At 74.2% G+C, this 22,013-nt stretch carries 24 protein-coding genes and 3 tRNA genes; 17 read left to right on the top strand and 10 right to left on the bottom strand.

From position 1 onward, the window contains the following. Window positions 1-3 precede the first annotated feature (3 nt). From ACFQ11_RS25280 to ACFQ11_RS25265, 4 genes are all read right to left on the bottom strand, one after another. Window positions 4-393 carry a YidH family protein gene (locus ACFQ11_RS25280; protein WP_378302827.1) on the bottom strand — a complete coding sequence of 130 codons (390 nt, stop codon included), beginning with the start codon at window positions 391-393 and terminating at the stop codon, window positions 4-6. 178 nt (window positions 394-571) lie between these two features. Further along, entirely contained in the window at window positions 572-1,165 is a 594-nt protein-coding gene (locus ACFQ11_RS25275) for a DUF2165 domain-containing protein (protein WP_378302825.1), read from the bottom strand. A 241-nt stretch (window positions 1,166-1,406) separates the two neighbouring features. Continuing rightward, window positions 1,407-2,054, bottom strand: a complete 648-nt coding sequence (locus ACFQ11_RS25270) for a MerR family transcriptional regulator (protein ID WP_378302823.1) — start codon at window positions 2,052-2,054, stop codon at window positions 1,407-1,409. Between the two features lie 92 nt (window positions 2,055-2,146). Further along, window positions 2,147-2,866, bottom strand: coding sequence for an IclR family transcriptional regulator (locus tag ACFQ11_RS25265; RefSeq protein WP_151015700.1), 720 nt, complete (start codon window positions 2,864-2,866; stop codon window positions 2,147-2,149). Between the two features lie 115 nt (window positions 2,867-2,981). Between ACFQ11_RS25265 and leuC the strand changes: the two genes are divergently transcribed. The 4 genes from leuC (at window position 2,982) to ACFQ11_RS25245 (ending at window position 5,823) form a co-directional block, all read left to right on the top strand. Beyond that, entirely contained in the window at window positions 2,982-4,379 is a 1,398-nt protein-coding gene (gene leuC, locus ACFQ11_RS25260) for a 3-isopropylmalate dehydratase large subunit (RefSeq protein WP_378302820.1), read from the top strand. A gap of 9 nt (window positions 4,380-4,388) precedes the next feature. After that, the gene (gene leuD, locus ACFQ11_RS25255; RefSeq protein ID WP_378302818.1) at window positions 4,389-4,976 is read left to right on the top strand and encodes a 3-isopropylmalate dehydratase small subunit; all 588 of its coding nucleotides are present in this window, start codon (window positions 4,389-4,391) and stop codon (window positions 4,974-4,976) included. A gap of 176 nt (window positions 4,977-5,152) precedes the next feature. Then, a complete protein-coding gene (locus ACFQ11_RS25250; RefSeq protein ID WP_378302816.1) occupies window positions 5,153-5,386 on the top strand; it encodes an SCO5555 family protein in 234 nt (77 codons plus the stop codon). A gap of 158 nt (window positions 5,387-5,544) precedes the next feature. Continuing rightward, complete coding sequence (locus tag ACFQ11_RS25245) at window positions 5,545-5,823, top strand: HU family DNA-binding protein (RefSeq protein ID WP_026403810.1); 279 nt, start codon at window positions 5,545-5,547, stop codon at window positions 5,821-5,823. A 120-nt stretch (window positions 5,824-5,943) separates the two neighbouring features. Here ACFQ11_RS25245 and ACFQ11_RS25240 read toward each other — a convergent pair whose 3' ends face one another. Both ACFQ11_RS25240 and cofC read right to left on the bottom strand, forming a co-directional pair. After that, a complete protein-coding gene (locus ACFQ11_RS25240) occupies window positions 5,944-6,153 on the bottom strand; it encodes a cold-shock protein (RefSeq protein ID WP_378302814.1) in 210 nt (69 codons plus the stop codon). A gap of 28 nt (window positions 6,154-6,181) precedes the next feature. Beyond that, window positions 6,182-6,853, bottom strand: a complete 672-nt coding sequence (cofC, locus tag ACFQ11_RS25235) for a 2-phospho-L-lactate guanylyltransferase (RefSeq protein ID WP_378302812.1) — start codon at window positions 6,851-6,853, stop codon at window positions 6,182-6,184. Window positions 6,854-6,938: 85 nt separating this feature from the next. Between cofC and ACFQ11_RS25230 the strand changes: the two genes are divergently transcribed. The 3 genes from ACFQ11_RS25230 to ACFQ11_RS25220 all read left to right on the top strand — a co-directional run bounded on the left by ACFQ11_RS25230 (window position 6,939) and on the right by ACFQ11_RS25220 (window position 10,021). Then, on the top strand, window positions 6,939-7,817 hold the full coding sequence (locus tag ACFQ11_RS25230; protein ID WP_378302810.1) for a lysophospholipid acyltransferase family protein: 879 nt from the start codon (window positions 6,939-6,941) through the stop codon (window positions 7,815-7,817). A 17-nt stretch (window positions 7,818-7,834) separates the two neighbouring features. Then, a complete protein-coding gene (locus tag ACFQ11_RS25225; protein ID WP_378302859.1) occupies window positions 7,835-8,824 on the top strand; it encodes an NAD(P)H-dependent glycerol-3-phosphate dehydrogenase in 990 nt (329 codons plus the stop codon). A 78-nt stretch (window positions 8,825-8,902) separates the two neighbouring features. Next, window positions 8,903-10,021: a D-alanine--D-alanine ligase family protein gene (locus ACFQ11_RS25220; protein ID WP_378302808.1), complete on the top strand. Its 1,119-nt coding sequence runs from the start codon at window positions 8,903-8,905 to the stop codon at window positions 10,019-10,021. 13 nt (window positions 10,022-10,034) lie between these two features. On the opposite strand, the gene ACFQ11_RS25215 is transcribed toward ACFQ11_RS25220, so the two are convergent. Further along, complete coding sequence (locus ACFQ11_RS25215; protein ID WP_378302806.1) at window positions 10,035-11,921, bottom strand: beta-propeller domain-containing protein; 1,887 nt, start codon at window positions 11,919-11,921, stop codon at window positions 10,035-10,037. A gap of 138 nt (window positions 11,922-12,059) precedes the next feature. Here ACFQ11_RS25215 and ACFQ11_RS25210 point away from each other — a divergent pair, with 138 nt between their 5' ends. The 5 genes from ACFQ11_RS25210 to ACFQ11_RS25190 all read left to right on the top strand — a co-directional run bounded on the left by ACFQ11_RS25210 (window position 12,060) and on the right by ACFQ11_RS25190 (window position 14,625). Further along, entirely contained in the window at window positions 12,060-13,433 is a 1,374-nt protein-coding gene (locus ACFQ11_RS25210) for a protein kinase domain-containing protein (protein ID WP_378302804.1), read from the top strand. Between the two features lie 227 nt (window positions 13,434-13,660). Then, window positions 13,661-13,734: transfer RNA gene (locus tag ACFQ11_RS25205), tRNA-Leu, on the top strand. Window positions 13,735-13,738: 4 nt separating this feature from the next. Continuing rightward, window positions 13,739-13,811, top strand: a tRNA-Leu gene (locus tag ACFQ11_RS25200). Window positions 13,812-13,850: 39 nt separating this feature from the next. After that, window positions 13,851-13,933: transfer RNA gene (locus ACFQ11_RS25195), tRNA-Tyr, on the top strand. A 110-nt stretch (window positions 13,934-14,043) separates the two neighbouring features. After that, entirely contained in the window at window positions 14,044-14,625 is a 582-nt protein-coding gene (locus ACFQ11_RS25190; protein ID WP_378302802.1) for a TetR/AcrR family transcriptional regulator, read from the top strand. A 9-nt stretch (window positions 14,626-14,634) separates the two neighbouring features. On the opposite strand, the gene ACFQ11_RS25185 is transcribed toward ACFQ11_RS25190, so the two are convergent. Next, entirely contained in the window at window positions 14,635-15,099 is a 465-nt protein-coding gene (locus ACFQ11_RS25185; RefSeq protein ID WP_378302800.1) for a DUF3515 domain-containing protein, read from the bottom strand. 18 nt (window positions 15,100-15,117) lie between these two features. After that, a complete protein-coding gene (locus ACFQ11_RS25180; protein WP_378302798.1) occupies window positions 15,118-15,351 on the bottom strand; it encodes an Lrp/AsnC ligand binding domain-containing protein in 234 nt (77 codons plus the stop codon). 116 nt (window positions 15,352-15,467) lie between these two features. Here ACFQ11_RS25180 and ACFQ11_RS25175 point away from each other — a divergent pair, with 116 nt between their 5' ends. The 3 genes from ACFQ11_RS25175 (at window position 15,468) to thiD (ending at window position 18,279) form a co-directional block, all read left to right on the top strand. Next, entirely contained in the window at window positions 15,468-16,388 is a 921-nt protein-coding gene (locus ACFQ11_RS25175; RefSeq protein ID WP_378302796.1) for a thiamine-phosphate kinase, read from the top strand. Between the two features lie 101 nt (window positions 16,389-16,489). Next, window positions 16,490-17,392 carry a cellulose binding domain-containing protein gene (locus ACFQ11_RS25170; protein WP_378302794.1) on the top strand — a complete coding sequence of 301 codons (903 nt, stop codon included), beginning with the start codon at window positions 16,490-16,492 and terminating at the stop codon, window positions 17,390-17,392. Between the two features lie 59 nt (window positions 17,393-17,451). Next, the gene (gene thiD, locus ACFQ11_RS25165) at window positions 17,452-18,279 is read left to right on the top strand and encodes a bifunctional hydroxymethylpyrimidine kinase/phosphomethylpyrimidine kinase (RefSeq protein WP_378302792.1); all 828 of its coding nucleotides are present in this window, start codon (window positions 17,452-17,454) and stop codon (window positions 18,277-18,279) included. Window positions 18,280-18,345: 66 nt separating this feature from the next. Here thiD and rpmB read toward each other — a convergent pair whose 3' ends face one another. Then, window positions 18,346-18,540 (bottom strand): 50S ribosomal protein L28, encoded by a 195-nt coding sequence (gene rpmB, locus ACFQ11_RS25160; protein WP_075907336.1) that lies wholly within the window; start codon window positions 18,538-18,540, stop codon window positions 18,346-18,348. A 219-nt stretch (window positions 18,541-18,759) separates the two neighbouring features. Between rpmB and recG the strand changes: the two genes are divergently transcribed. Both recG and ACFQ11_RS25150 read left to right on the top strand, forming a co-directional pair. After that, entirely contained in the window at window positions 18,760-20,946 is a 2,187-nt protein-coding gene (gene recG / locus ACFQ11_RS25155) for an ATP-dependent DNA helicase RecG (protein WP_378302789.1), read from the top strand. Between the two features lie 173 nt (window positions 20,947-21,119). Next, the coding region (locus ACFQ11_RS25150; RefSeq protein WP_378302787.1) for a serine/threonine-protein kinase at window positions 21,120-22,013 on the top strand (894 nt) is incomplete at its 3' end.

The raw sequence follows: 22,013 nt of genomic DNA, 5'->3' as shown, positions 1-22,013 counted from the left end.
GCGTCATCGGGTGAAGAGGAGGGCGAGGACCAGGGCGACCGCCGCGACCGCCAGCCCGTACGACATGAGCGGGGCGAGCGCCGGGGGCGGGAGGGTCTCGTCGCGGCGGAGCGCGCGCTCGGTGCGCAGCCAGCGGCGGAACGCCAGCGCGGCCACCAGCGCGCCGGCGGCGGAGAAGCCGATCGCGAGGACGTGCCGGAGCGGCGCGTCCACGAGGTCGCCGGCCAGGGCGACGCCGACGCCGCCCGCGACCAGGGCCAGCGCCGTGCGGATCCACGCGAGGAAGGTCCGCTCGTTGGCGAGGGTGAAGCGCGGGTCGGGGTCGCTGCCCTCGGCGAGCAGGCGGTCGGTCCAGCGGCCGCCGCGGGAGTCGGGGGAACGCGTCGCGGTCATCGGTGTGGCGAACCTGCATCCGGAAACCGGGCGGCCGGTTGCCACCCTGTCGGTTCATATTAGGCGATGCCCGCAATTGCTATTTTGCCGGATTATTCCTATCCAATAGCTGGGAATAGTGGGTGTACGCCCGCGGGGCGCCCGCCGGCCGGCGGGCGCCCCGCGGCACCGTCCCAGGTCAGGCGGAACGCGCCGCCCGGCCGTCCGCGCCGCCGAGCCGCTCGGCGTCCCGCGGGGCCCGGTCGTTCTCCAGCGTCAGGTAGACGAGCACGATCCCGATGTAGGTGCACAGCCGGACCGCGTCCGGAATGCCGTTCCAGGTCTCGTTCATCCACATGCCGAACCATTCGCCGGCGACGGCCTGGAACCCGAAGAACCACAGGAACAGCCCGATCGTGCAGCCGACGAGCCCCCACCGCTTGGCCCGCCGGTACGCGGCGTCGGCCGCGCGCAGCGTCCGCGCCTGCCGCCACGCCGACGCCAGGCACGTCACCATGATCAGCGCCTCGGTGACGATCACGCCGATGTAGCCCGCGTGGTGGAACCAGTTCCACGTGATCGCGCGGTAGTTGATGTTGCTGACCTCGTGCAGCTCGGGTTTCTGCGCGTCCATCGAGAAGACGTGCGAGACGAAGTTGAAGTTCGTCCAGTAGTCGGTGAGGTTGCCGAACACGACGAGGGCGGCGAAACCGCCGACGGTGAAGGTGAGCAGCGCCTTGCTCGCGCGGATGAACCACGTGGTGTCGAAGCGCTGCACGGCCGGAGAAGCCATCGGGACTCGTCCTTACGATCGCGGGAACACGTGTGAACGAGCCCCTCTCGCGACCGCAAGAACCCGGATCGGGGCCCGGAACGCCCGTCCTTGCGCACGGCTCCCCGGCGAGAGTCCGTGACGGGCGCGGTCCACTGGCTCCGCCGCCGGCTGCGGCGGTCGCGGGCCCCGTGAGCCTGAGGTGCGACCTGCGGGTCCCATACTAGAGCCTCGCGCGGGTGAAATCGGACACACGGCGCCGTCACGGGGCGAACCGGCGGGCGGCGGCGTCCTGCTGCGCCAGCCGGTGCAGGGCCGTGAACACCCGCTCGTACACGACGGTCGACACCAGCAGCGACTGGACGGTCCGGGCGCGCGGGGCGGCGTCGTCCACGCGGGCGATCTCGTGCTCGGCGACGTCCGCGGCCGCGCGGACGTACGGGCGCAGATCGGCGAGCGTCACCGGGAACCCGAGGCGGCGCAGCGAGACGAACGCGGCGGCGAGCAGGTCCCGCGCGGGGGCGTCGGCGGCGGCGCGCCAGCCGAGCTCGCGGACGAGCGCGTCGACGTCCTCCCGGGCGGCGCGCAGGTCCGGGTCGGGCGGGACGGCGCCGGGGCGGGGCCCCTCGGCGGGCGCGCCGCCGAGGGCGTGCTGCGCGGTGCCGATCAGGTCGTGCAGGCCGGAGCCGCCGTCGTCCACGGCGGTCACGATCGTGCGGATCGCCGCCACCGGCAGGCCGGCGACCTCGCGCAGCGCGCCGATCAGCCGGAGCCGCTCCAGGTGCGCCGGCCCGTACTCGGCGCGGGTGGCGCTCACCGCCGAGCCGCGGGGCAGCAGCCCCTGCCGGATGTAGAACTTGATCGTCTGCACCGTCAGGCCGCTGCGGTCGCTCAGCTCGGAGATCTGCACCGTCGCCTCCTCGTTCGGAGGCTAACGCCGAATCGCCCGCCGCCGCGGGGATTCGGGGTTATCGGCGCCCGGGGGCCCGGGGCCGCGGCGGGTCAGGACGCGGTGCGGCGCATCCCCTCGGAGATCTTCTCGGCGGCGGCGATGACGGGGCCCGCGTGCAGCCGGCCGGGGGAGCGGGTGAGGCGTTCGAGGGGGCCGGACACCGAGACCGCGGCGATCACCCGTCCGGCGGCGCCGCGGATCGGGGCCGACACCGAGCCGACGCCCTGCTCCCGCTCGCCGACGCTCTGCGCCCACCCCCGGCGGCGGACGGACGCGAGCGTCGCGGCCTCGAACTTCGCGCCCCGCAGGCCCCGGTGCAGCCGGTCGGGCTCCTCCCACGCGAGCAGGATCTGCGCCGCGGACCCGGCCGTCATCGGGAGGGCGGCGCCGACCGGGATGGTGTCGCGCAGGCCGCTGCTGCGCTCGGCGGCGGCGACGCACACCCGGACGTCCCCCTGGCGGCGGAACAGCGACGCGCTCTCGCCCGTCAGGTCGCGGAGCTGGGAGAGGATCGGCTGGGCGATCGCCAGCAGGCGGTCCTCGCCGGCCGCGACGGACAGCTCGGCGAGGCGCGGGCCGAGGATGAAACGGCCCTGCGCGTCGCGGTGCACGAACCGGTGGTGCTCCAGCGCGACGGCGAGCCGGTGGGCGGTCGGCCGGGCCAGGCCCGTGCTCTGGACGAGCTGGGCGAGCGACGCCGGGCCCGCCTCGAGCGCGTTCAGTACGAGAACCGCTTTGTCAAGTACGCCGACTCCGCTAGAGTTGTCCATGTCTTGATATTGCAGTCTCGGAATGTGAGATGCAAATCGGGGCGGACGAGACCAGCGGCGCAAAAGTGATCTAACACGACGCGCCGGACGATTCAGTACAGGTGAGGTGGGAGCGATGGGCCGGACACTGGCCGAGAAGGTGTACGACGCGCACGTCGTACGGCGGGCCGAGGGCGAGCCCGACCTCCTCTACATCGACCTGCACCTGGTGCACGAGGTCACCAGCCCGCAGGCGTTCGACGGGCTGCGGCTGAACGGCCGCCAGGTCCGCCGTCCCGACCTGACGATCGCCACCGAGGACCACAACGTCCCGACGACCGACCTGCTCAAGCCGATCGCCGACCCGGTGTCGCGCACCCAGGTCGAGACGCTGCGCAAGAACTGCTCCGACTTCGGCGTCCGGCTGCACCCGATGGGCGACGACGGGCAGGGCATCGTCCACGTCATCGGCCCGCAGCTCGGCCTGACCCAGCCCGGCATGACGGTCGTGTGCGGCGACTCGCACACCTCCACGCACGGCGCGTTCGGCGCGCTCGCGTTCGGCATCGGCACCAGCGAGGTCGAGCACGTCCTCGCCACCCAGACGCTGCCGCAGGTCAAGCCGAAGACGATGGCCGTCACCGTCGAGGGCGAGCTGCCCGCGGGCGTCACCGCCAAGGACCTCATCCTCGCGATCATCGCCCGGATCGGCACCGGCGGCGGCCAGGGCCACATCATCGAGTACCGCGGCGCGGCGATCCGCTCGCTGTCGATGGAAGGCCGCATGACCGTCTGCAACATGTCGATCGAGGCCGGCGCCCGCGCGGGCATGATCGCCCCGGACCAGACGACCTTCGACTACATCGAGGGCCGCCCGCACGCGCCGCAGGGCGCCGACTGGGACGCGGCCGTCGAGTACTGGACGTCCCTGCGCACCGACGACGACGCGGTCTTCGACAAGGAGATCGTCATCGACGCCGCCGAGCTGACCCCCTTCGTCACCTGGGGCACCAATCCCGGCCAGGGGCTCCCGCTCGGCGAGTCCGTCCCCGACCCCGCGTCGTTCGACGACCCCGTCGCGCGGCAGGCCGCCGAGCGCGCCCTGGAGTACATGGGCCTCACCGCCGGGACGCCGCTGCGCGAGATCCCCGTCGACACCGTCTTCGTCGGCTCCTGCACCAACGGACGCATCGAGGATCTGCGCGCCGTCGCGGACGTCCTCAAGGGCCGCAAGGTGGCCGACGGCGTCCGCATGCTGGTCGTCCCGGGCTCCATGAAGGTCAAGAAGCAGGCCGAGGAAGAGGGCCTCGACGCGGTCATCTACGCCTCGGGCGCCGAATGGCGGGAGGCGGGCTGCTCGATGTGCCTCGCCATGAACCCCGACAAGCTCACCCCGGGCGAGCGCAGCGCCTCGACGTCCAACCGCAACTTCGAAGGACGGCAGGGCCCGGGCGGCCGCACCCACCTGGTGTCGCCCGCCGTCGCCGCCGCCACCGCCGTCACCGGCCGCCTGGCCGCTCCCGCCGACCTCTGAGGAACCACGATGGAAGCGTTCACGACCTACACCGGGCGCGCGGTCCCGCTGCGCCGCAGCAACGTCGACACCGACCAGATCATCCCCGCCGTGTGGCTCAAGCAGGTGAGCCGCACCGGCTTCGACAAGGGCCTGTTCTCCGCGTGGCGCGAGGACCCCGGATTCGTCCTCAACCAGCCGCAGTACGCGGGCGCCGGGATCCTGGTCGCCGGCCCCGACTTCGGCACCGGCTCGTCCCGCGAGCACGCCGTCTGGGCCCTGCAGCAGTACGGCTTCCGCGTCGTCATCGCGCCCCGCTTCGGCGACATCTTCCGCAACAACTCCACGAAGATGGGCCTGCTGCCGGTCGTCCTCCCCGGCGACCGGGTCGAGCACCTGCAGACCCTCGTCGAGAAGGACCCGGCGCTGGAGATCACCGTCGACCTCGCGAACCGCGAGGTCCGCCACGGCGCCGAGACCGCGACCTTCGAGATCGACGACTACACCCGCTGGCGCCTGATGGAGGGCCTGGACGACATCGGCCTCACCCTCCGCCACGCCGACGCCATCGCCGACTTCGAGGCCACCCGCCAGCCCTGGAAGCCGGTGACCCTTTAAGCCCGGGGACGCCGTGAGCCCGGGGACGCCGTAAGGGCGGGCGGCCATGGGTGTGTCGGCCCGGATCGGGAAGGGACCGGTCCGGGCCTTCGGCGTACCCGGGTGCCGGAGCACCCGGGCGCACCGGCGACAATCGAGGTGTGCGGAGGCCCGAACGACCGTTGGGGGGAAGGCACATGACCTCGGCCCCGTGGGACGGACCGGCATGGGACGACCCGGAGCTGACCCGGCTCGCGCGGCAGCTGCGCGACGCCCACCGCGCCGTCGCGCCGCTCCCGCCGTCCGTCCGGCAGCGGCTCATCCGGCACCTCCTGGCGATCACCGATCTGGCGAAGCGGGACGCCGCCCTGGCCGCGCGCAGGCTGGAGACGTTCCTCGCCGATTTCCAAGACGCGCCCGACGTCCGTTAGCGTGCGCAGTGGCCGGATCCGGTCCGGTCACCCGGCGAGACGGGGACGAGAACGACAAAAACGGCGGCGACACGCCAGCGATTGCGTGCAGGTGATTGTGTCGGTGCTGAGGGTCCCTTAGTTTCGTTCGGGCAAGGGGGGAACTAGAGGAGTAACCCATGAACAAGCGTGAGCTGGTCGACGCCATCTCTGACCGGCTGGGCAGCAAGAAGGCCGCAGCCGAGGCCGTCGACGCCATCCTGGAGGCGATCCAGACCGCCGTCGCCAAGGGCGACAAGGTCGCGATCACCGGGTTCGGATCGTTCGAGAAGGCCGACCGGCCTGCCCGTACGGCTCGCAACCCCGCAACGGGCAAGACCATCGAGGTTCCGGCGACGTCCGTGCCGAAGTTCAAGGCGGGCGCCGACTTCAAGAACCTGGTGGCCGGAAAGAAGTAGCCACAAGCGACGGCGCCCGGGACCCATCGGCACGGTCCCGGGCGCCTTCGTATGTCCGGGCGCCTTCGTATGTCCGGGGCCGTCCGTCCGGGGGTCCGTCCGGGGGCCGTCCGTCCCGGGTCAGGGAGACGGCGGCAGCGGGAACGTCGACAGCGTCACCACGGTGACCCGGCCCTCGTGCACCGCGAGGTTGACCCGCTGCCCGAACCGCAGCAGCCGCAGCCCGCCCGCGTCGAACGCCGCGGCGTCGAACGGCAGCTCCGACCCGTCGTCCAGCAGCACGCTTCCCGAGCGCGTCTCGTCGTCGAACGTCCGCACCGTCCCCTGCATGCCGGTCACCCTACGACGCGCGCGCCGCTCACGCGTCGGCGGCGAGGGCGAGCCGGGCCGCGACGGACGCGGTGTGCGGGCCCGCGCCGAGCGCGAGGACCGCTCGAAGATCGTCCGGCGTGTCCACATCCCGGCGTACGCTGTCGATGGAGTCCAGGACCAGTTCCCGGGCGCCCCCGGCGCGGTGCGCGGCGCGCGAGCCGTGCCCGAACGCGGGGGCGAACGGGACGCCGGGGCGCGCGGTGTACAGGGTGGTGCCGACGCCCGCCGCGTCCGGGACGAACGCGTGCGGCGCGGCCGCGGCGGCGTCGAGGACGCGCGCGAGTTCGTCCGGCCGCAATGCGGGCAGGTCAGCGGAAAGCGCCCCCACGCCCGCGTCCGGGGCGGCCTCCCGGCCCCGCGCGGCCCCGTACTCCAGGGCCGGGTTGAGGCCCGCGTCGGGCTCGTCGGGCACGATCCGGGCGCCGAGCGCGGCCAGTTCGGCGGCCGGAAGGGGGTCGTCGGTGACGACGATCACATGGCGGACGCGGTCGCAGCGCAGCGCCGCGGCGACCGTGTCGGTGGCCACGGCCAGCGCGAGGTCCCGCCGGTGCGGGCCCGCGATGGCGGACATCCGGGTCTTGGCCCTGGCGAGGACCTTGACCGGTACGACGAGCGACCACTGGAGGCGGGGCGCGCTGGGCGCGGCATCAGAAGACATGGCAACTCGACACTATGCGCACGGAACCGCGAAACTTGAGGACACCCCGCGTTCATCCGGGGTACGGATCGGAAGGGGACGGGGCATGAGCCACGGGTATTCGCCGGCCTGGCGCAAGCTCACGATCGTCATCCTGCGCCCGCTGCTGTTCGGGCTGCTGAAACGGGACTGGCGGGGCCGGGAGAACGTGCCCGGGGAAGGCGGTGTGATCATCGCCGCGAACCACATCTCCGAGTCCGATCCGCTGGCGCTCGCCCACTTCGTCTACGAGTCGGGCCGCTACCCCGTCTACCTGGCCAAGTCCACGCTGTTCGACGTGCGGTTCATCCGGGCGGTGCTGCGCGGCACCGGGCAGATCCCCGTGTACCGGGACACGGCGGACGCGGCGCTGGCGCTCAAGGACGCCGAGCGCGCGCTGCTGGACGGCGAGTGCCTGATGTTCTACCCCGAGGGGAGCTGCACCCGCGACCCCGAGCTGTGGCCGATGACCGGCCAGACGGGCGTGGCGCGGATGGCGCTGAAGACGGGCGCGAAGGTCGTGCCGGTGGCGAGCTGGGGCGCGCACGAGCTGCTGCCGTACAAGAAGGGCGAGCAGACCGGTCTCGCGGGCGGCCTGAAGAAGGGCTTCCACCCCTTCCCCCGCAAGACGATGCGGGTCGCCGCGGGACCGCCCGTCGACCTGTCGCGGTACGCGGGGCGGCCGCTCGACCGGGAGACGCTGCGCGCCGCGACCGACGACATCATGGCGGCGATCGCCGGGCTGCTCGGCGAGCTGCGCGGCGAGGAGCCGCCCGCGGAACTCTACGACCACCACCGGGTGCTGGAGGAACGCCGCCGGGCGGCGGTGCCCGGCGCCCGTCCGGCCGCGGACGACGCCGGAGACGGTGCCGGGGACGGTGCCGGAGACGGTGCCGGAGAGGACGCCGGGGCGCGCTCCCCCCGGAGCGAGGCGGCGGGCTCGTGACGTTCAAGACCGCGGTGATGGGCGCGGGCTCCTGGGGCACCACGTTCGGCAAGCTGCTGCACGACGCGGGCGGCGAGGTGGTCCTGTGGGGCCGCCGGCCCGGAGTCGTCGAGGCGATCAACGACCGGCACGAGAACACCGACTACCTGCCGGGCATCGCGCTGCCCGAGGGGATGCGCGCCACGCTCGACCCCGTCGAGGCCCTCGACGGCGCCGACTTCGTCGCGCTGGCCGTCCCCGCGCAGACGCTCCGGGCGAACCTCGCCGGGTGGCTGCCGCACCTGCCGCCCGGCGCGGTCATGGTGAGCCTGATGAAGGGCGTGGAGGACGGGACGACGCTGCGGATGTCGGAGGTCGTGCGGGAGGTCGCGGACGTCCCGCAGGAGCGGGTCGCGGTGTTCTGCGGGCCGAACCTGGCGCGGGAGATCGCGAGCGGGGAGCCCGGCGCGGCCGTCGCGGCGTGCGCGGACGAGGACGCCGCGCGGCGCCTGCAGGCGGCGACGATGACCCCGTACTTCCGCGTGTACACGTCCACGGACGTGGTCGGCTGCGAGCTGGGCGGCGCGGTGAAGAACATCGTGGCGCTGTGCGTCGGGATGTCGGTCGGGCTCGGCTTCGGCGCCAGCACCCAGGCGGTGCTGATGACCCGCGGCCTCGCCGAGATCACCCGGCTCGGGGTGGCGATGGGCGCGGACGAGCACACCTTCGCGGGCCTCGCCGGGATGGGCGACCTCGTCGGGACCTGCATGTCGCCGCTGTCGCGCAACCGGACGTTCGGGGAGAACCTCGGCCGGGGCATGACGCTGGAGCAGGTCATCTCGGTGACGAAGCAGACCGCCGAGGGCGTCAAGTCGGCGGAGGCGGTGATGGAACTGGCCCGCAAGCACAACGTGGAGATGCCGATCACGGAGGCGGTCACGGCCGTCCTGCACCACGGCATGCCGATCAAGGAGGCGGCCGTGTCGCTGATCTCCCGGTCCCCGAAGGCGGAGCGTTATGGCGTGTGACCTGCGGTGGACGTCCCGGTGGGCACGCCCGGGGCGCTCGTGGCCGACCCCGGCCCCGCAGCGGTAGGGTCGGGGATCATGTCCCATTCCAAGATCCGCGTGGCCGTCGTGTTCGGCGGGCGCAGCAGCGAGCACGCGATCTCCTGCGTCACCGCCGGAGCCGTGATGGCCGCGATCGACCGGGACCGCTACGAGGTGGTGCCGATCGGCATCGCCCGCGACGGCCGCTGGGTGCTGGCGTCCGGCGACCAGCGGCTCGCGATCGAGGACGGCGTGCTGCCCGAGGTGGACGGCACCGGCACGGCGCTCGCGCTGCCGTTCGACCCCGCCGGCCGCGGCCTGATCGCCGCAGCCCCGGGGGAGGTCCCCACCGAGCTCGGCGAGGTCGACGTCGTCCTGCCGCTGCTGCACGGCCCCTTCGGCGAGGACGGCACCATCCAGGGCATGCTCGACCTGGCGGGCATCCGGTACGTCGGCGCGGGGGTGCTGGCCAGCGCGGTCGGCATGGACAAGGGCTTCATGAAGCTCGTCTGGCAGGCGCAGGGGCTGCCCGTCGGCCCTTACGTGCTGGTCGGCGACCGGGAGTGGCGCCGCGAACGCAAGCGCAAGATCGACGAGATCAAGGAACTCGGCCTGGACGCGGGCCGCGCCGTGTTCGTCAAGCCCGCGCGGGCCGGGTCGAGCATGGGCATCAGCCGCGTCACGTCCGAGGACGCCCTGGAGGCGGCCGTCGAGGCGGCCCGCGAGCACGACCCGAAGGTCGTCGTGGAGGCCGCGATCGAGGGCCGCGAGATCGAGTGCGGCGTGCTGCAGGGCGTCGACGACGGCCCGGCCGAGGCGAGCCTGCCCGCCGAGGTGCTGACGTCCGGCGACAGCGACTTCTACGACTTCGAGACGAAGTACCTCGACGGCGCCACCACGATGGCGATCCCGCCGGACCTGCCGGACGCGGCCGTCGAGGAGGTGCGGCGCATCGCCGTCCAGGCGTTCGAGGCGCTCGACTGCGAGGGCCTCGCCCGCGTCGACTTCTTCCGTACGCCGGACGGCCGCTGGGTCCTCAACGAGATCAACACGATGCCTGGCTTCACGCCCGCGTCGGCGTTCCCGCAGATGTGGGCCGCGACCGGCCTGGACTACCCGTCCCTCGTCGACCGCCTCATCCGGACCGCCGCCGCCCGCACCACCGGGCTGCGCTGACGCACGGCCCGCGTCAGCCGTAGCGGAGCAGGCCGCGGTCGGCGAGCGTGGCGGCGTCGGACGCGCGGGCCCCGGCGTCCGAGAACGTCCAGAGGGTGCCGCCGATGACGAGCGACCGCCGGACGGGCGCGCCGGGATGCCGGACGCGGCCGGCCCGCGCGATGCCGTCGCGGGTCACCGTCAGGACGAGCGCCTCGCCCGTCCCGCCGCCGGGTTCGCGCACCGGCAGGACGGTGAGGCCGGTGCGCGCCCAGTACCGGAAGGCGTGCGGGTCGAACTCTGCGGCCGACGTCGCGCCCGGGACCCGGTACGCGTCGATCCGCCGCGGCGCGCCGGTCACGTCGAACAGCGACACCTGCAGGCCCTCGACGCGCCCGGACGCGTCCGCGTCCTGCCCGACGCCGAGGATCCGCCCGTCCGCCACCGGATGCAGGTAGGCGGAGTAGCCGGTGATCTTCAGTTCGCCGGTGACGCGGGGACGGCGCGGGTCGGACAGATCGAGCGCGTACAGCGGGTCGGTGCGGCGGAACGTCACCACGTGGGCGGTCGGCCCGGTGAAGCGGACCGCGTGAATGCGCTCGGTCTCGCCGAGGCCGCCCACCCGCCCGATCACCTCGAGGCGCGGCCCGCGCCGCCGCAGGACGTGCAGCGCGCTGCTCGACGTGCGCGGGTCGCCGGGACGGGACGTCGTCGCGATGCGGAGATCCCCGTCGTGTTCGGACATCGCGTACTGGTTCAGCAGGTGTCCCGGCACCGATCCGGACGCGGCGTACTCCGGGCGCCCGCCCGGCCGCAGCGTGATCTTGTGGACGTCCGTGCGTTCGGCGGGCGCCGGCCGGCCGGCGTGCCGGCGCGGCGGCGTACCGGTGATGTACAGGCTCTTCCCGTTGCCGTAGACCGCGGACCCGTCGACCGCGATGCCGATCGGGCGCGGGTCGGCGAGCCCGCCCGCGAGGTCGAGCGTCAGCACGCTGAGCATCGACCCGCTCCCGGCGTACGCGGCCGGGCGGCTCACCCGGTCGCACGGCGCCCGATGCCCGGCCTGCCGCCCGCCGCCCCGGTCGACGCGGAACACGGGCAGCCAGGCGTCCAGGGGCGCCCGCATCACCGCGCGCCGGTTCGCCGCGATCGCGGCCTCCTCGTCCCGTCCCGCCGGCCCGCCCGGGCGCGGCTCCGGGAAGCCGATCCGCGGGGTCGACCGGACGACGAGGTGGACGGTACCGCCGTTCCGCCGCGCGTCCACGTACTCGGTCTCGGACGTCAGCGTGGCGACGACGCGCGGCGCGGCGGAGACGTCCACGAGCGTCAGCCGGGTGCGCGGGGCCGGGGGAGCGGGCGGCGGGGACGGGCGCGGCGGCGGGCCGCCGCCCGGGAGCCGCGCCCGGCCTTCGAGGGCCACGAACGCGCGCCGCGACTCCAGCACCAGGACGCGGTCGCCGTCCATGAGGAGCCGCCGTTCGGCGCCCCGGTCGTCCCCGGGAAGGTCCAGCGTGTGCGCGACCTTCCTGGACACGGGATCGATGACGTGCAGGCCGCCGTCCCCGAGGGCGACGATGCGGCGCCCGTCCGTCTTGACGAGGTCGGGCTCGTCCGCGCCGCGCTCGTGCGCGTTCGTCCGGGAATGTTCCGGGACGGCCGCCGCGCCGGGCACGGCGGGCGCCGCCGGCCCACGCCGCTCGGGCGCCGACGAGTCCGGAGCGGCCGTCCCGCCCGGCCCCACCTGCGCGGCGGTCGTGCGCCGCAGCCCGTCCAGCAGTCGTTCGCAGTCCCGGTAGCCGACCAGGGCCATCGGCGGCGGGGGCACCGGCTCCGGGGCCTCCCCGGCCCGCAGGGCGCAGCCGCCCGACACCGTCACCGCCGCGGCCGCCATCGCGGCCGCCGGGACCGTACGTGCGCGCATTCGCGTGAGACGCGGACCGGCCCCGCCCGGTTCCGTCCGGCCCGAAGCGAGACCTGGGCGAGATCGTTCGTCGCGGCGGCGGGTGGCCGGATATGCCACGCTTAGGGCGACTGTCCCCACCCCGAGGAGAACGCACCCGTGTGGCACGCCGAGATCCCGGATCGCATCGGCCCGTACCGGGTGATGGACCGGCTCGGCGAAGGCGGCATGGGCACCGTCTACGCCGGCACCGACGCGTCCGGCCGCAAGGTCGCGATCAAGGTCATCCGGCGCGAGTACGCCGCCGACCCGCAGTACCGGGCCCGGTTCGAGTCCGAGGTGCGGGCCGCCCAGCGCGTCCGCCCGTTCTGCACCGCCCCCGTCCTGGACGCCGACCCGCGCGCCGACCCCCCGTACCTCGTGACGGAGTTCGTCAACGGGCAGAGCCTCGACGCCGCCGTCGCCGAGGGCGGGCCGCTGCGCGGCGCCGACCTGGAGGCCGTCGCGGTCGGCATCGCCACCGCGCTGACCGCCATCCACGACGCCGGCGTCGTCCACCGCGACCTCAAGCCCGCGAACGTCCTGCTGTCCACCTTCGGGCCGCGCGTCATCGACTTCGGCATCGCCCGCTCCCTCGGCGGGACGCGGCTGACCGCGACCGGCGGCATCGTCGGCACCCCCGCCTTCATGGCCCCCGAGCAGCTCGACGGGCGCGGCGCGTCCCCCGCCTCGGACGTCTGGGCGTGGGGCGCCACCGTCGCGTTCGCCGCCCGCGCCGACACCTGCTTCGCGGGCGACTCCCTCCCGGCGATCATCCACCGGATCATGAGCGCCGAACCGGACCTGGGCGGGCTCGGCGGCTCGCTCCTGCGGGCCGTGCGCCGCGCCCTCGCGAAGGATCCGGCGCACCGCCCGTCCGCCCAGGAACTCCTCGACGGCCTCATCTCCGGCGGCGTCCGCACACCGCCGCAGCCGGACACGAACCCGCCGTTCCAGCCGAGCACGAACCCGTCCGCGGCCCGCCCGGCGCACCTGGCCCGCCCGGCGCACCCGGGGCCCGCGCTCGCCGACGGCGAGGCCGAGGCCCTCGTCGAGCGGCAGTACCGGCAGGCCGCCCAGGCGGGCGATCCGGCGGCGATGCGCAACCTCGCCGAGCTGCTCCGCCGGCAGGGCCGCACCGCCGAGGCCGACTCGTGGCACCGGTACGCCGACGCCGTCGCGACCCGCCCGTCCTACGGCCTCCCGAACCACCGGCCCCCGAGCCACCGCCCGCCGGTCGACCCGCACGTGAAGCCGCCGCTCAACAGCTACGCGATCTACGCCCTCACGTTCGGGCTCGTCGGCCTCGTGACGTGCGGCCTCCCGTCCATCCCGGCCATCGTCGCCGGGCACCTGGCGTGGGGACGCGTCCGCCGCTCCGGCGAACGCGGCCTCGGCCTCGCCCTCACCGGCATCGCCCTCGGCTGGATCATGATCGCGTTCTGGCTGATCCTCCTCATCGGCATGCTGGCGCCCCCGGCCGACGGGGCCTGAGAAAAACCGATTGTGCCGCCGCCGCCCCGGATGGCACCGTAGATCACGTCAGCCCGTCGACGACGGTGACGCGAGACCCCGAGAGGAGGACCGGCCATGGCACTGACGCTGTATCGACTTGGCGGCCGACTGCCCTCGGCGTCGCACGCCCGCCCCGGCCGGTATCCCGCCTCCTAAGGCCCTCACCGCCCGAGCCGCCGCGAGCGACGCCTCCTCGCCCGACACGCGCGGCTCTACCCCAATCGGCAGAGGGGCCACTCTCAGGAAGTGGACGTTCCGGGTTCGAATCCCGGGAGCCGCACGACGCCTCCGTAGTCCAACGGCAGAGACGACAGCATGAGGTGCTGTGCGATGGGGGTTCGAATCCCTCCGGAGGCACGACGCGGGCCGCGCCCCACAGGACGCGGGCCCGCGCCCGGGGCGGCGCCGACGCCGGAGAGTCGGGCCTGCCTGTAAAGCAGGTGCCTCGCGCTGAGTGGGTTCGAGTCCCACCCGCCCCACCCCGACCCCCGCGGGGGCGGCCGGAGCGAACCTTGCCCCTGCGGGCCCGGGGCGGCCTCGCTCCGGTGATGTTGCGGCGGTTCCCGGTCCTGGAATAACGTCTGGACACGTGTCGGGGGAACAGGTGGCGACCGAGGGTACGCGGCGGCGGCTCACCGAGCGGCAGGCCGATACGGTGCGGCGGCTGACCGATGCCGCCGTGGACGAACTCCGCGAGAGCGGCTACGACGGGCTGACCGTCCGCAACGTGGCCCGCCGCGCCGGGGTCGCGCCCGCGACCGCCTACACCTACTTCGCCTCCAAGAACCACCTGATCACCGAGGTGTTCTGGCGGCGGCTCCGCGCGCTGCCGCCGGTGGCGGCGGACGGGCCGCTCCGCGCGCGGGTGATCGAGGTGCTGCGGGAGATCGCGCTGCTGGTGTCGGACGAGCCGGAGCTGGCGGCGGCCTGCACGACGGCGATGCTCGGCACCGACCCGGACGTCCGCGAACTGCGGGTCCGCATCGGCGGCGCGATCCGGGGGCGGCTCACGGCCGCGCTGGGCGACCACGCCGACGAGCGGACGCTCGGGGCGCTCGAACTCGCCTACTCCGGCGCGTTGCTGCACGCGGGCATGGGATACACGTCCTATGCCCGGATGGCCGACCGGCTCGCCGAGATGGCCGAGCTGATCCTGCCCGGTCCAGCGTGAGGCGGCCGGTCAGATCTGGCCCTCGGGCTTCTCCGGGATCGTCGCCGTGATCGCCGGGGAGAGCTCGATGAGGACGTCGCCGGCCGGGTGGTACTCCGGCGGGACCGTCACCTCCACGTACGCCTGCCGGGCCACCGCCGTGAAGGTGACCGGCGGGTCGCTGGGGGTGGGGTACCAGTCGATCCCGTTGATCGTGACGAGCTGCGACTCCGGCCGCAGCGTCGCCGGGCGCGCGACGCCGCAGCGCAGCCCGATCGCGGGCGATCCCCACGCCGCCGTCAGCGGCGACTCCGGCGAGGTGTCCCGCCCGTCCAGCCCGTGCAGTTTCTCCGGCAGCCGCAGCCCCTCGCAGAGCCGCCGCGCCGCCGCGTCCGGCTCCGGCGGCCGGACCTGCACCGCACCGTCGCCGCACGCCACCGCCAGCGCCGCCACCATGGCGAGGGCCGTCGCCGGCGCCCCCCGACGCTTCACCATCGACCGCTTGCGCTCCCGTCAGATGTGCACGATCGGGCAGGTCAGCGTCCGGGTGATCCCCTCGACGGACTGAATCTGCGCGACGACGAGCTTGCCGAGTTCGTCCACGTTGTTCGCCTCCGCCCGGACGATCACGTCGTAGGGGCCGGTGACGTCCTCCGCACGCGTGACGCCGGTCATGCCGGATATGTGGCCCGCCACCTCGGCTGCCTTGCCGACTTCGGTCTGGATGAGGATGTAGGCCTGCACCATCACGTCCTCCCCGGGCGGAGAAAATGCCGTCGGACGGTTCACCGTATCGCGTTACCCGCTCCGGCGGGCGGTCGGGGCCGTACGAACCGGCGGCCGCGCGATGAAAACATGGGCGGATGGCGACGATCGGGGAACTGGGCGAGTTCGGGCTGATCGAACGGCTGACGGCGCGGCTGCCGCGCGGCGCGCGGGTGCCGCTCGGGCCCGGCGACGACGCGGCGGTGATCGCCGCGCCGGACGGGCGGGTGGTCGCGACGACCGACCTGCTCGTGGAGGGCCGGCACTTCCGCCGCGACTGGTCGGGCCCCTACGACATCGGCCGCAAGGCCGCCGCGCAGAACCTCGCGGACGTCGCCGCCATGGGCGCCCGGCCCACCGCCCTCCTCGTCGGGTTCGCCGCGCCGCCCGATACCGGCGCCGAGTGGGCGGACGGCCTGTACGCGGGCCTCGCGGACGAGTGCGAGGCCGCGGGGGCGTCCGTCGCGGGGGGCGACGTCGTGGCGGCTCCGGAGATCACGCTGGCGATCACGGCGCTCGGCGACCTCGGGGGCGGCGCGCCGCTCACCCGGGCCGGGGCGCGTCCCGGCGACGCCGTGGCCGTCCGGGGGCGGCTCGGGTTCGCGTCGGCGGGCCTGGAGCTGCTCACCGCCGGACGGGACGGCCCCGCGGAGGTGATCGCGGCCCATCGGCGCCCGGAACCGCCCTACGAGGCGGGACCGCAGGCGCGGGAGCTGGGCGCGACCGCCCTGCTGGACGTCAGCGACGGGCTGCTGCAGGACCTCGCGCACATCGCCGGGGCGAGCGGGGTACGGATCGACGTCGAGTCCGCGGCGGTCCCCGTCGCGGCCGTCCTCGGCCCCGACGGGCTGCGGCACGCGCTCACCGGTGGCGAGGACCACGCGTTCGCCGGTACGTTCCCGGCGGCGGCGATCCTGCCGCCGTCCTGGACGCGGATCGGCGCGGTCGCGCGCGGAACGGGCGTCCGGGTCGACGGGCGCGTTCCAGAAGGCGGGGGATGGGACCATTTCCGCATGTGAACGGAGCTTTAACCGAATTTGAGATGTGCAGGGCGTTCGTCGGGCCGGTAGGCATATTTGGTGCCGGTTTGGTATACATCCCCTGACCGACGAGGAATGGAATGGGACGACACTCCAAACCCGAGCAGCCCGAGGACGAGCCCGGATCGAGCGCGCAGGCGCCGCCGGGCCGGCCCCTCGGTCCGTCCACCGGACCTCGCTACGACGGCTTCACCGGCCCGACCGACGACCAGGTCTTCGTGTCCCGCCCGGGGAACCACCGGCGGCCGCGCGAGCACGGCCCGGCGTCCGGCGGCCCCCGGACCGGCCCCCAGATCGGTCCTCGCGCCACCCTGCCCGACGGTGCGCCCACGGTGCGGCCCGGGCAAGGCGTCCCGCCCCCGCCCGGTTCCGGCCCGCCTGCGGGGCCGCTGGGCCCCGGCTCGGCGGGCCCCGTGGACGCCGGCCCGGCGGGCGGCACCGGGGCGAACACGTCCAAGCCGCGGCGGGTCGCCCGGTTCGTCGGCTCCCTGCCGTTCCCGCTGATGCCGATCGTCGCGCTCGTGATCGCCGTCGGGATCGTGTCGTACGCGCTGAGCACGCAGCAGATCTCGCTCAACTTCGCCGGCGGGGTCCCCAAGGATCCGCAGGCCACCGCCAACGACGGCCAGGTGCTCCAGCACGGCCCCGGGCAGGGGGCCGAGGCGTCCGGCGGACGGCCGGACGGGCTCGTCGTCGCGTTCGCCGTGGCGTCCCGCGACGCGGACGGGTTCGAGGCGACCGCCACGATCGCCAACCAGGGGGAGCGGCCGGTCGCCGAGTGGGCCCTCGCCTTCAAGATCCCGAACGCCGTGGTCGCCGAGGTGCGGGGCGCCGCCGTCGCCGAGGTCGGGCGGCTCACGAAGGTGCACGGGACCACCGCGATCCCCGCGGGCGACGCCGTGAAGATCGTCTTCACCGCGAGCGGCACGCCCGCCAAGCCGACCTACTGCGTGCTCAACGAGCTGGAGTGCGCCCTCGCCTGAGCCGCTCGCCCGGCCCCGGGGGCGGGCCGCAACGGGACGATCCGGAATAAGGTGGGCGCATGTCCCATGATGCGCCCGCCGCCCAGGCTCCGCCGCTCGTCCTCACCATCGCCGGTTCCGACTCCGGCGGCGGCGCCGGCATCCAGGCGGACCTGAAGACCATGCTCGCCCTCGGCGTGCACGGCATGAGCGTGATCGCCGCCGTCACCGCGCAGAACTCCCTCGGCGTCCAGGGCTACTGGGAGCTGCCCGTGGAGGCCGTGCGCGCCCAGCTCGACTCCGTCCTGTCCGACATCGGGGTGCACGCGCTCAAGACCGGGATGCTCGCCTCCACCGCGCTCGTCGAGACGGTCGCCGAGGCCCTCGCCGCGTCCGACGCCCCCTCCGTGGTCGACCCGGTCGGCGTGTCCAAGCACGGCGACTCGCTGCTCGCGCCCGAGGCCGTCGATGCCGTCCGCGGGACGCTGCTGCCCGCCGCGACCGTCGTCACCCCGAACCTGTACGAGGTGGAGCAGCTCACGGGCGTCAAGGTGGTGGACGAGTCGGGGATGCGCGAGGCCGCCGAGGCGGTCAAGGCGCTGGGCCCGCGGTGGGTGCTGGTGAAGGGCGGCCACCTGCCGGGCGAGCCCGCCGACCTGCTGTTCGACGGGGAGCGCGAGCACCGGTTCGCCGCCCCCCGGCACGACAACCGGCACACCCACGGGACGGGCTGCACGCTGGCGTCCGCGATCGCCTCGCACCTGGCGCTGGGCGCGGACGTCCCCACGGCCGTCGCCCGCGCCAAGGAGTACGTGACGGGCGCCATCGCCGCGGGCTTCCCCCTCGGCACCGGCATCGGCCCCGTCGACCACGCCTGGACGCATCGCGCCCACATGCGGCGCGCCTGAGAGCCGCGGGCATGCGAAAGGCCGGCCCACCGGACGCGTCCGATGGGCCGGCCTTCGTGCCCGCGGTCAGACCGTGGGCTTGACGATCTTGCCGGCCTTGATGCAGGACGTGCAGGCGTTGATCCGCTTCGTGCCGCCGTTCACGACGGCGCGCACGCGCTGGATGTTGGGGTTCCAGCGGCGCGGGGTGCGGCGGTGCGAGTGGGAGACGCGCATGCCGAAACCGGGTCCCTTGCCGCAGACGTCGCAAACGGAAGCCACGGGAAACTCCAAGTGGGTGTCGATGTCTAACCGGAGCGCCGCCCGTCGCCGTAGGGGGCGAACCGGACATCATCGGCGCTCACGAGGGAACGCCTGGACGAGGCGCATGGATCAGGGTAGCCCACCGCGCACGCGTTGAGCGAATCGGCCTGCGCGAACGCGGGGCCTCCCGCCCGAGGCGCCTGATTCACGTCACCGGTATGGGCTACAAAGGACGGCGTGGCGAATCTCGACGAGCCGTTGCGGAAGGTACTCGGCGACAAGACGGCCAAGGTGCTGGAGAAGGGCCTCGACCTGCACACCGTCGGCGACCTCCTGCACCACTACCCGCGCCGGTACGCGCACCGCGGCGAGCTGACCCCGCTCAGCGGGCTGCAGGACGGCGAGCACGTCACGGTCATGGCCGAGGTCGTCAAGGTGCAGGGCCGCACCATCTCCCGCAGCCCCGGCTACGTCCTGGAGATCACCGTCACGGACGGCACCGGCCGGCTCAAGCTGAGCTTCTTCGGCCGCAAGGGCTCCTACCGGCCCGAGAAGGACCTGTCGCCGGGCACCCGCGGCCTGTTCGCCGGCAAGATCAGCACCTACGTGCCGCGCAGCGGGCAGGTGCAGCGGCAGCTCACCCACCCGCAGTACAAGGTCGTCGCGGAGAAGACCGCCGAGCAGGCCGCGCAGGAGTGGGCCGACGAGATCATCCCGATCTACCCGTCCACCAAGGGCCTCGACATCGAGGCGATCAGCAAGTCCGTCGGCACGGTGCTGGACGGCCTGGAACTGCCCGCCGACCCGATGCCCGCGTCGCTGCTGCGCCGCCGCGGCCTCATCGGCCTGCGCGAGGCGTACGAGGGCATCCACCGGCCGAAGAGCTGGGACGAGCTGGGCCGCGCGAAGGCCCGCCTCAAGTGGGACGAGGCGTTCGTCGTCCAGGTCGCCCTGGCGCAGCGCCGCCGCGCCGCGGGCGCGCTGCCCGCGACGCCGCGCCCGCCCCGGCCGTCCGGGCTGCTCGCCGACTTCGACGCCCGGCTGCCGTTCGAGCTGACCGACGGCCAGCGCGCGGTCGGCGCGGAGATCGCCGCCGACCTCGCCCGCGAGCACCCCATGCACCGGCTCCTCCAGGGCGACGTGGGGGCCGGAAAGACGATCGTGGCGCTGCGGGGGATGCTGCAGGTGGTGGACGGCGGCGGGCAGGCGGCGCTGCTGGCGCCGACCGAGGTCCTCGCGCAGCAGCACCACCGGTCGATCACCGGGATGCTGGGGGAACTGGCGCGCGCCGGGCAGCTCGACGGGGCCGAGAACGCGACCCGGGTGGCGCTGCTGACCGGATCGCTGGGCGCGAAGGCCCGCAAGGAGGCGATGCTGGACGCGGCGTCCGGCGCGGCGGGCATCGTCGTCGGGACGCACGCGCTGCTCCAGGAGTCGGTGCAGTTCGCCGATCTCGGCCTGGTGGTCGTGGACGAGCAGCACCGGTTCGGCGTCGAGCAGCGCGACGCGCTCCGCGAGAAGACCGCCGGGGGACGGCCGCACGTGCTGGTCATGACGGCGACCCCGATCCCGCGGACGGTCGCGATGACCGTCTTCGGCGACCTGGAGACGTCCGTGCTGGGGCAGCTCCCGGCGGGCCGCTCGCAGATCCAGACCGTCGTGGTCCCGCCGGAGAAGCCCGCGTTCCTCGCGCGGACGTGGGAGCGCATCAAGGAGGAGGCCGGGCAGGGCAGGCAGATCTACATCGTGTGCCCGCGCATCGGCGAGCAGGAGGGCGACGAGGGCGACGCGTACGGGGGCGAGGAGGACCGCCGGTCCCCGCTGGGGATCATGGAGCTGCTGCCGAAGCTGGAGGAGCTCCTCGCGGGGCTCCGCATCGGCGTCCTGCACGGGAAGCTGCCGCCCGACGAGAAGGACGCGGTGATGCGCCGGTTCACCGACCGGGAACTGGACGTCCTGCTCGCCACCACGGTGATCGAGGTCGGCGTCGACGTCCCCAACGCCACCGTGATGGTGATCATGGACGCGGACCGGTTCGGCGTGTCGCAGCTCCACCAGCTTCGCGGCCGGGTCGGCCGGGGGTCCCTGCACGGGCTGTGCCTCCTGGTCACCGACGCCGAGCCGGGGTCGAAGGCCCGCGAGCGGCTCGACGCGGTCGCGTCGACCACCGACGGGTTCGAGCTGTCGCGGCTCGACCTCGAGCAGCGCCGCGAGGGCGACGTCCTCGGCGCCGCGCAGGCGGGCCGCACGTCCAGCCTGCGGCTGCTCACCCTGCAGCGGGACGAGGACGTCATCCGCGACGCCCGCGAGGAGGCGACCGCGCTCGTCGAGACCGACCCGGATCTCGCGGACCATCCGGGCCTGGCCGCCGAGCTCGCGTCCCTCCTTGACGAGGAGCGCGCCGACTTCCTCGAGAAGGGCTGACCGCACCCGGGGGACCGCACCGGGGGACCGGACGCCGACGCCCGAAGTGACCGTCGGTCACGGAGAACGCGCGGCTCGTCACCCGCGTCCAATTCATGTGGATGCGGAGTGGCCATCCGGTGCCGCCGCGGGTACGACTCCCGTGGCGGATCGCGTGCGACGGAGGAGCACCCATGACGGGCGTCGACCCCCTGCTGCCCGGGGACCCCGCGCGGCTGGGCCGGTACGAGCTGGCCGGACGGCTGGGCGAGGGCGGGCAGAGCATCGTCTACCTGGGACGGCGGGAGGACGGCGCGCAGGCCGCGGTCAAGCTGCTGCGGGCGCGGCTCAGCCGCAACCCCGAATGGCGGTCGCGGTTCGAGCGGGAACTCGCGGTGATCGGGCGGGTCGCCGGGTTCTGCACCGCGCAGGTCCTGGACGCCGACTTCTCCGGCGACGCCCCGTACGTGGTGAGCGAGTACGTCCCCGGCCCGTCGCTCAGCGCGCTGGTCGGCGAGCGCGGGCCGCGCACGGGAACCGACCTGGACCGGCTCGCGATCGGCACCGTCACCGCGCTCGCCGCGATCCACCGCGCCGGGATCCTGCACCGCGACTTCAAGCCGTCGAACGTCCTGATGGGGCCGGACGGCCCGCGCGTCATCGACTTCGGCATCGCGCGGGTGATCGGCTCGTCGTCGTCCCGGGGCAGCGGGGTCATGGGCACCCCGTCCTACATGGCGCCCGAGCAGATCGCCGACGGCGACCTCGGCGCGGGCGTCGACATGTTCGCGTGGGCGGCGACGATGCTGTTCGCCGCGACCGGGCGGCACCCGTTCGGCAACGACAACATCTCCGCCGTGTTCCACCGGATCCTGCAGTACGAGCCGGACATGTCCGCGCTTCCCGGCACGCTGCGCGGCGTCGTCGCGGCCTGCCTCGCCAAGGATCCGGCGGGCCGTCCCGAGGCCCAGCAGGTGCTGCTCGACCTGCTGGGCGGCGCGGCACCGGCCGCCCCCGCCGCGCCCGGCGGCGCGCGCGATCCCCGGGCGCTGAGCACCGGCGCGCGCTTCGCCGCGCCCCCGCACGTC

The sequence above is a fragment of the Actinomadura sediminis genome, from assembly GCF_042675525.1.
In the GTDB taxonomy this organism is placed as follows: Bacteria; Actinomycetota; Actinomycetes; order Streptosporangiales; family Streptosporangiaceae; genus Spirillospora; species Spirillospora sediminis.
The sequence above is the reverse complement of the archived record's forward strand: the minus strand, read 5'-3'. Positions and strand labels throughout refer to the sequence as shown.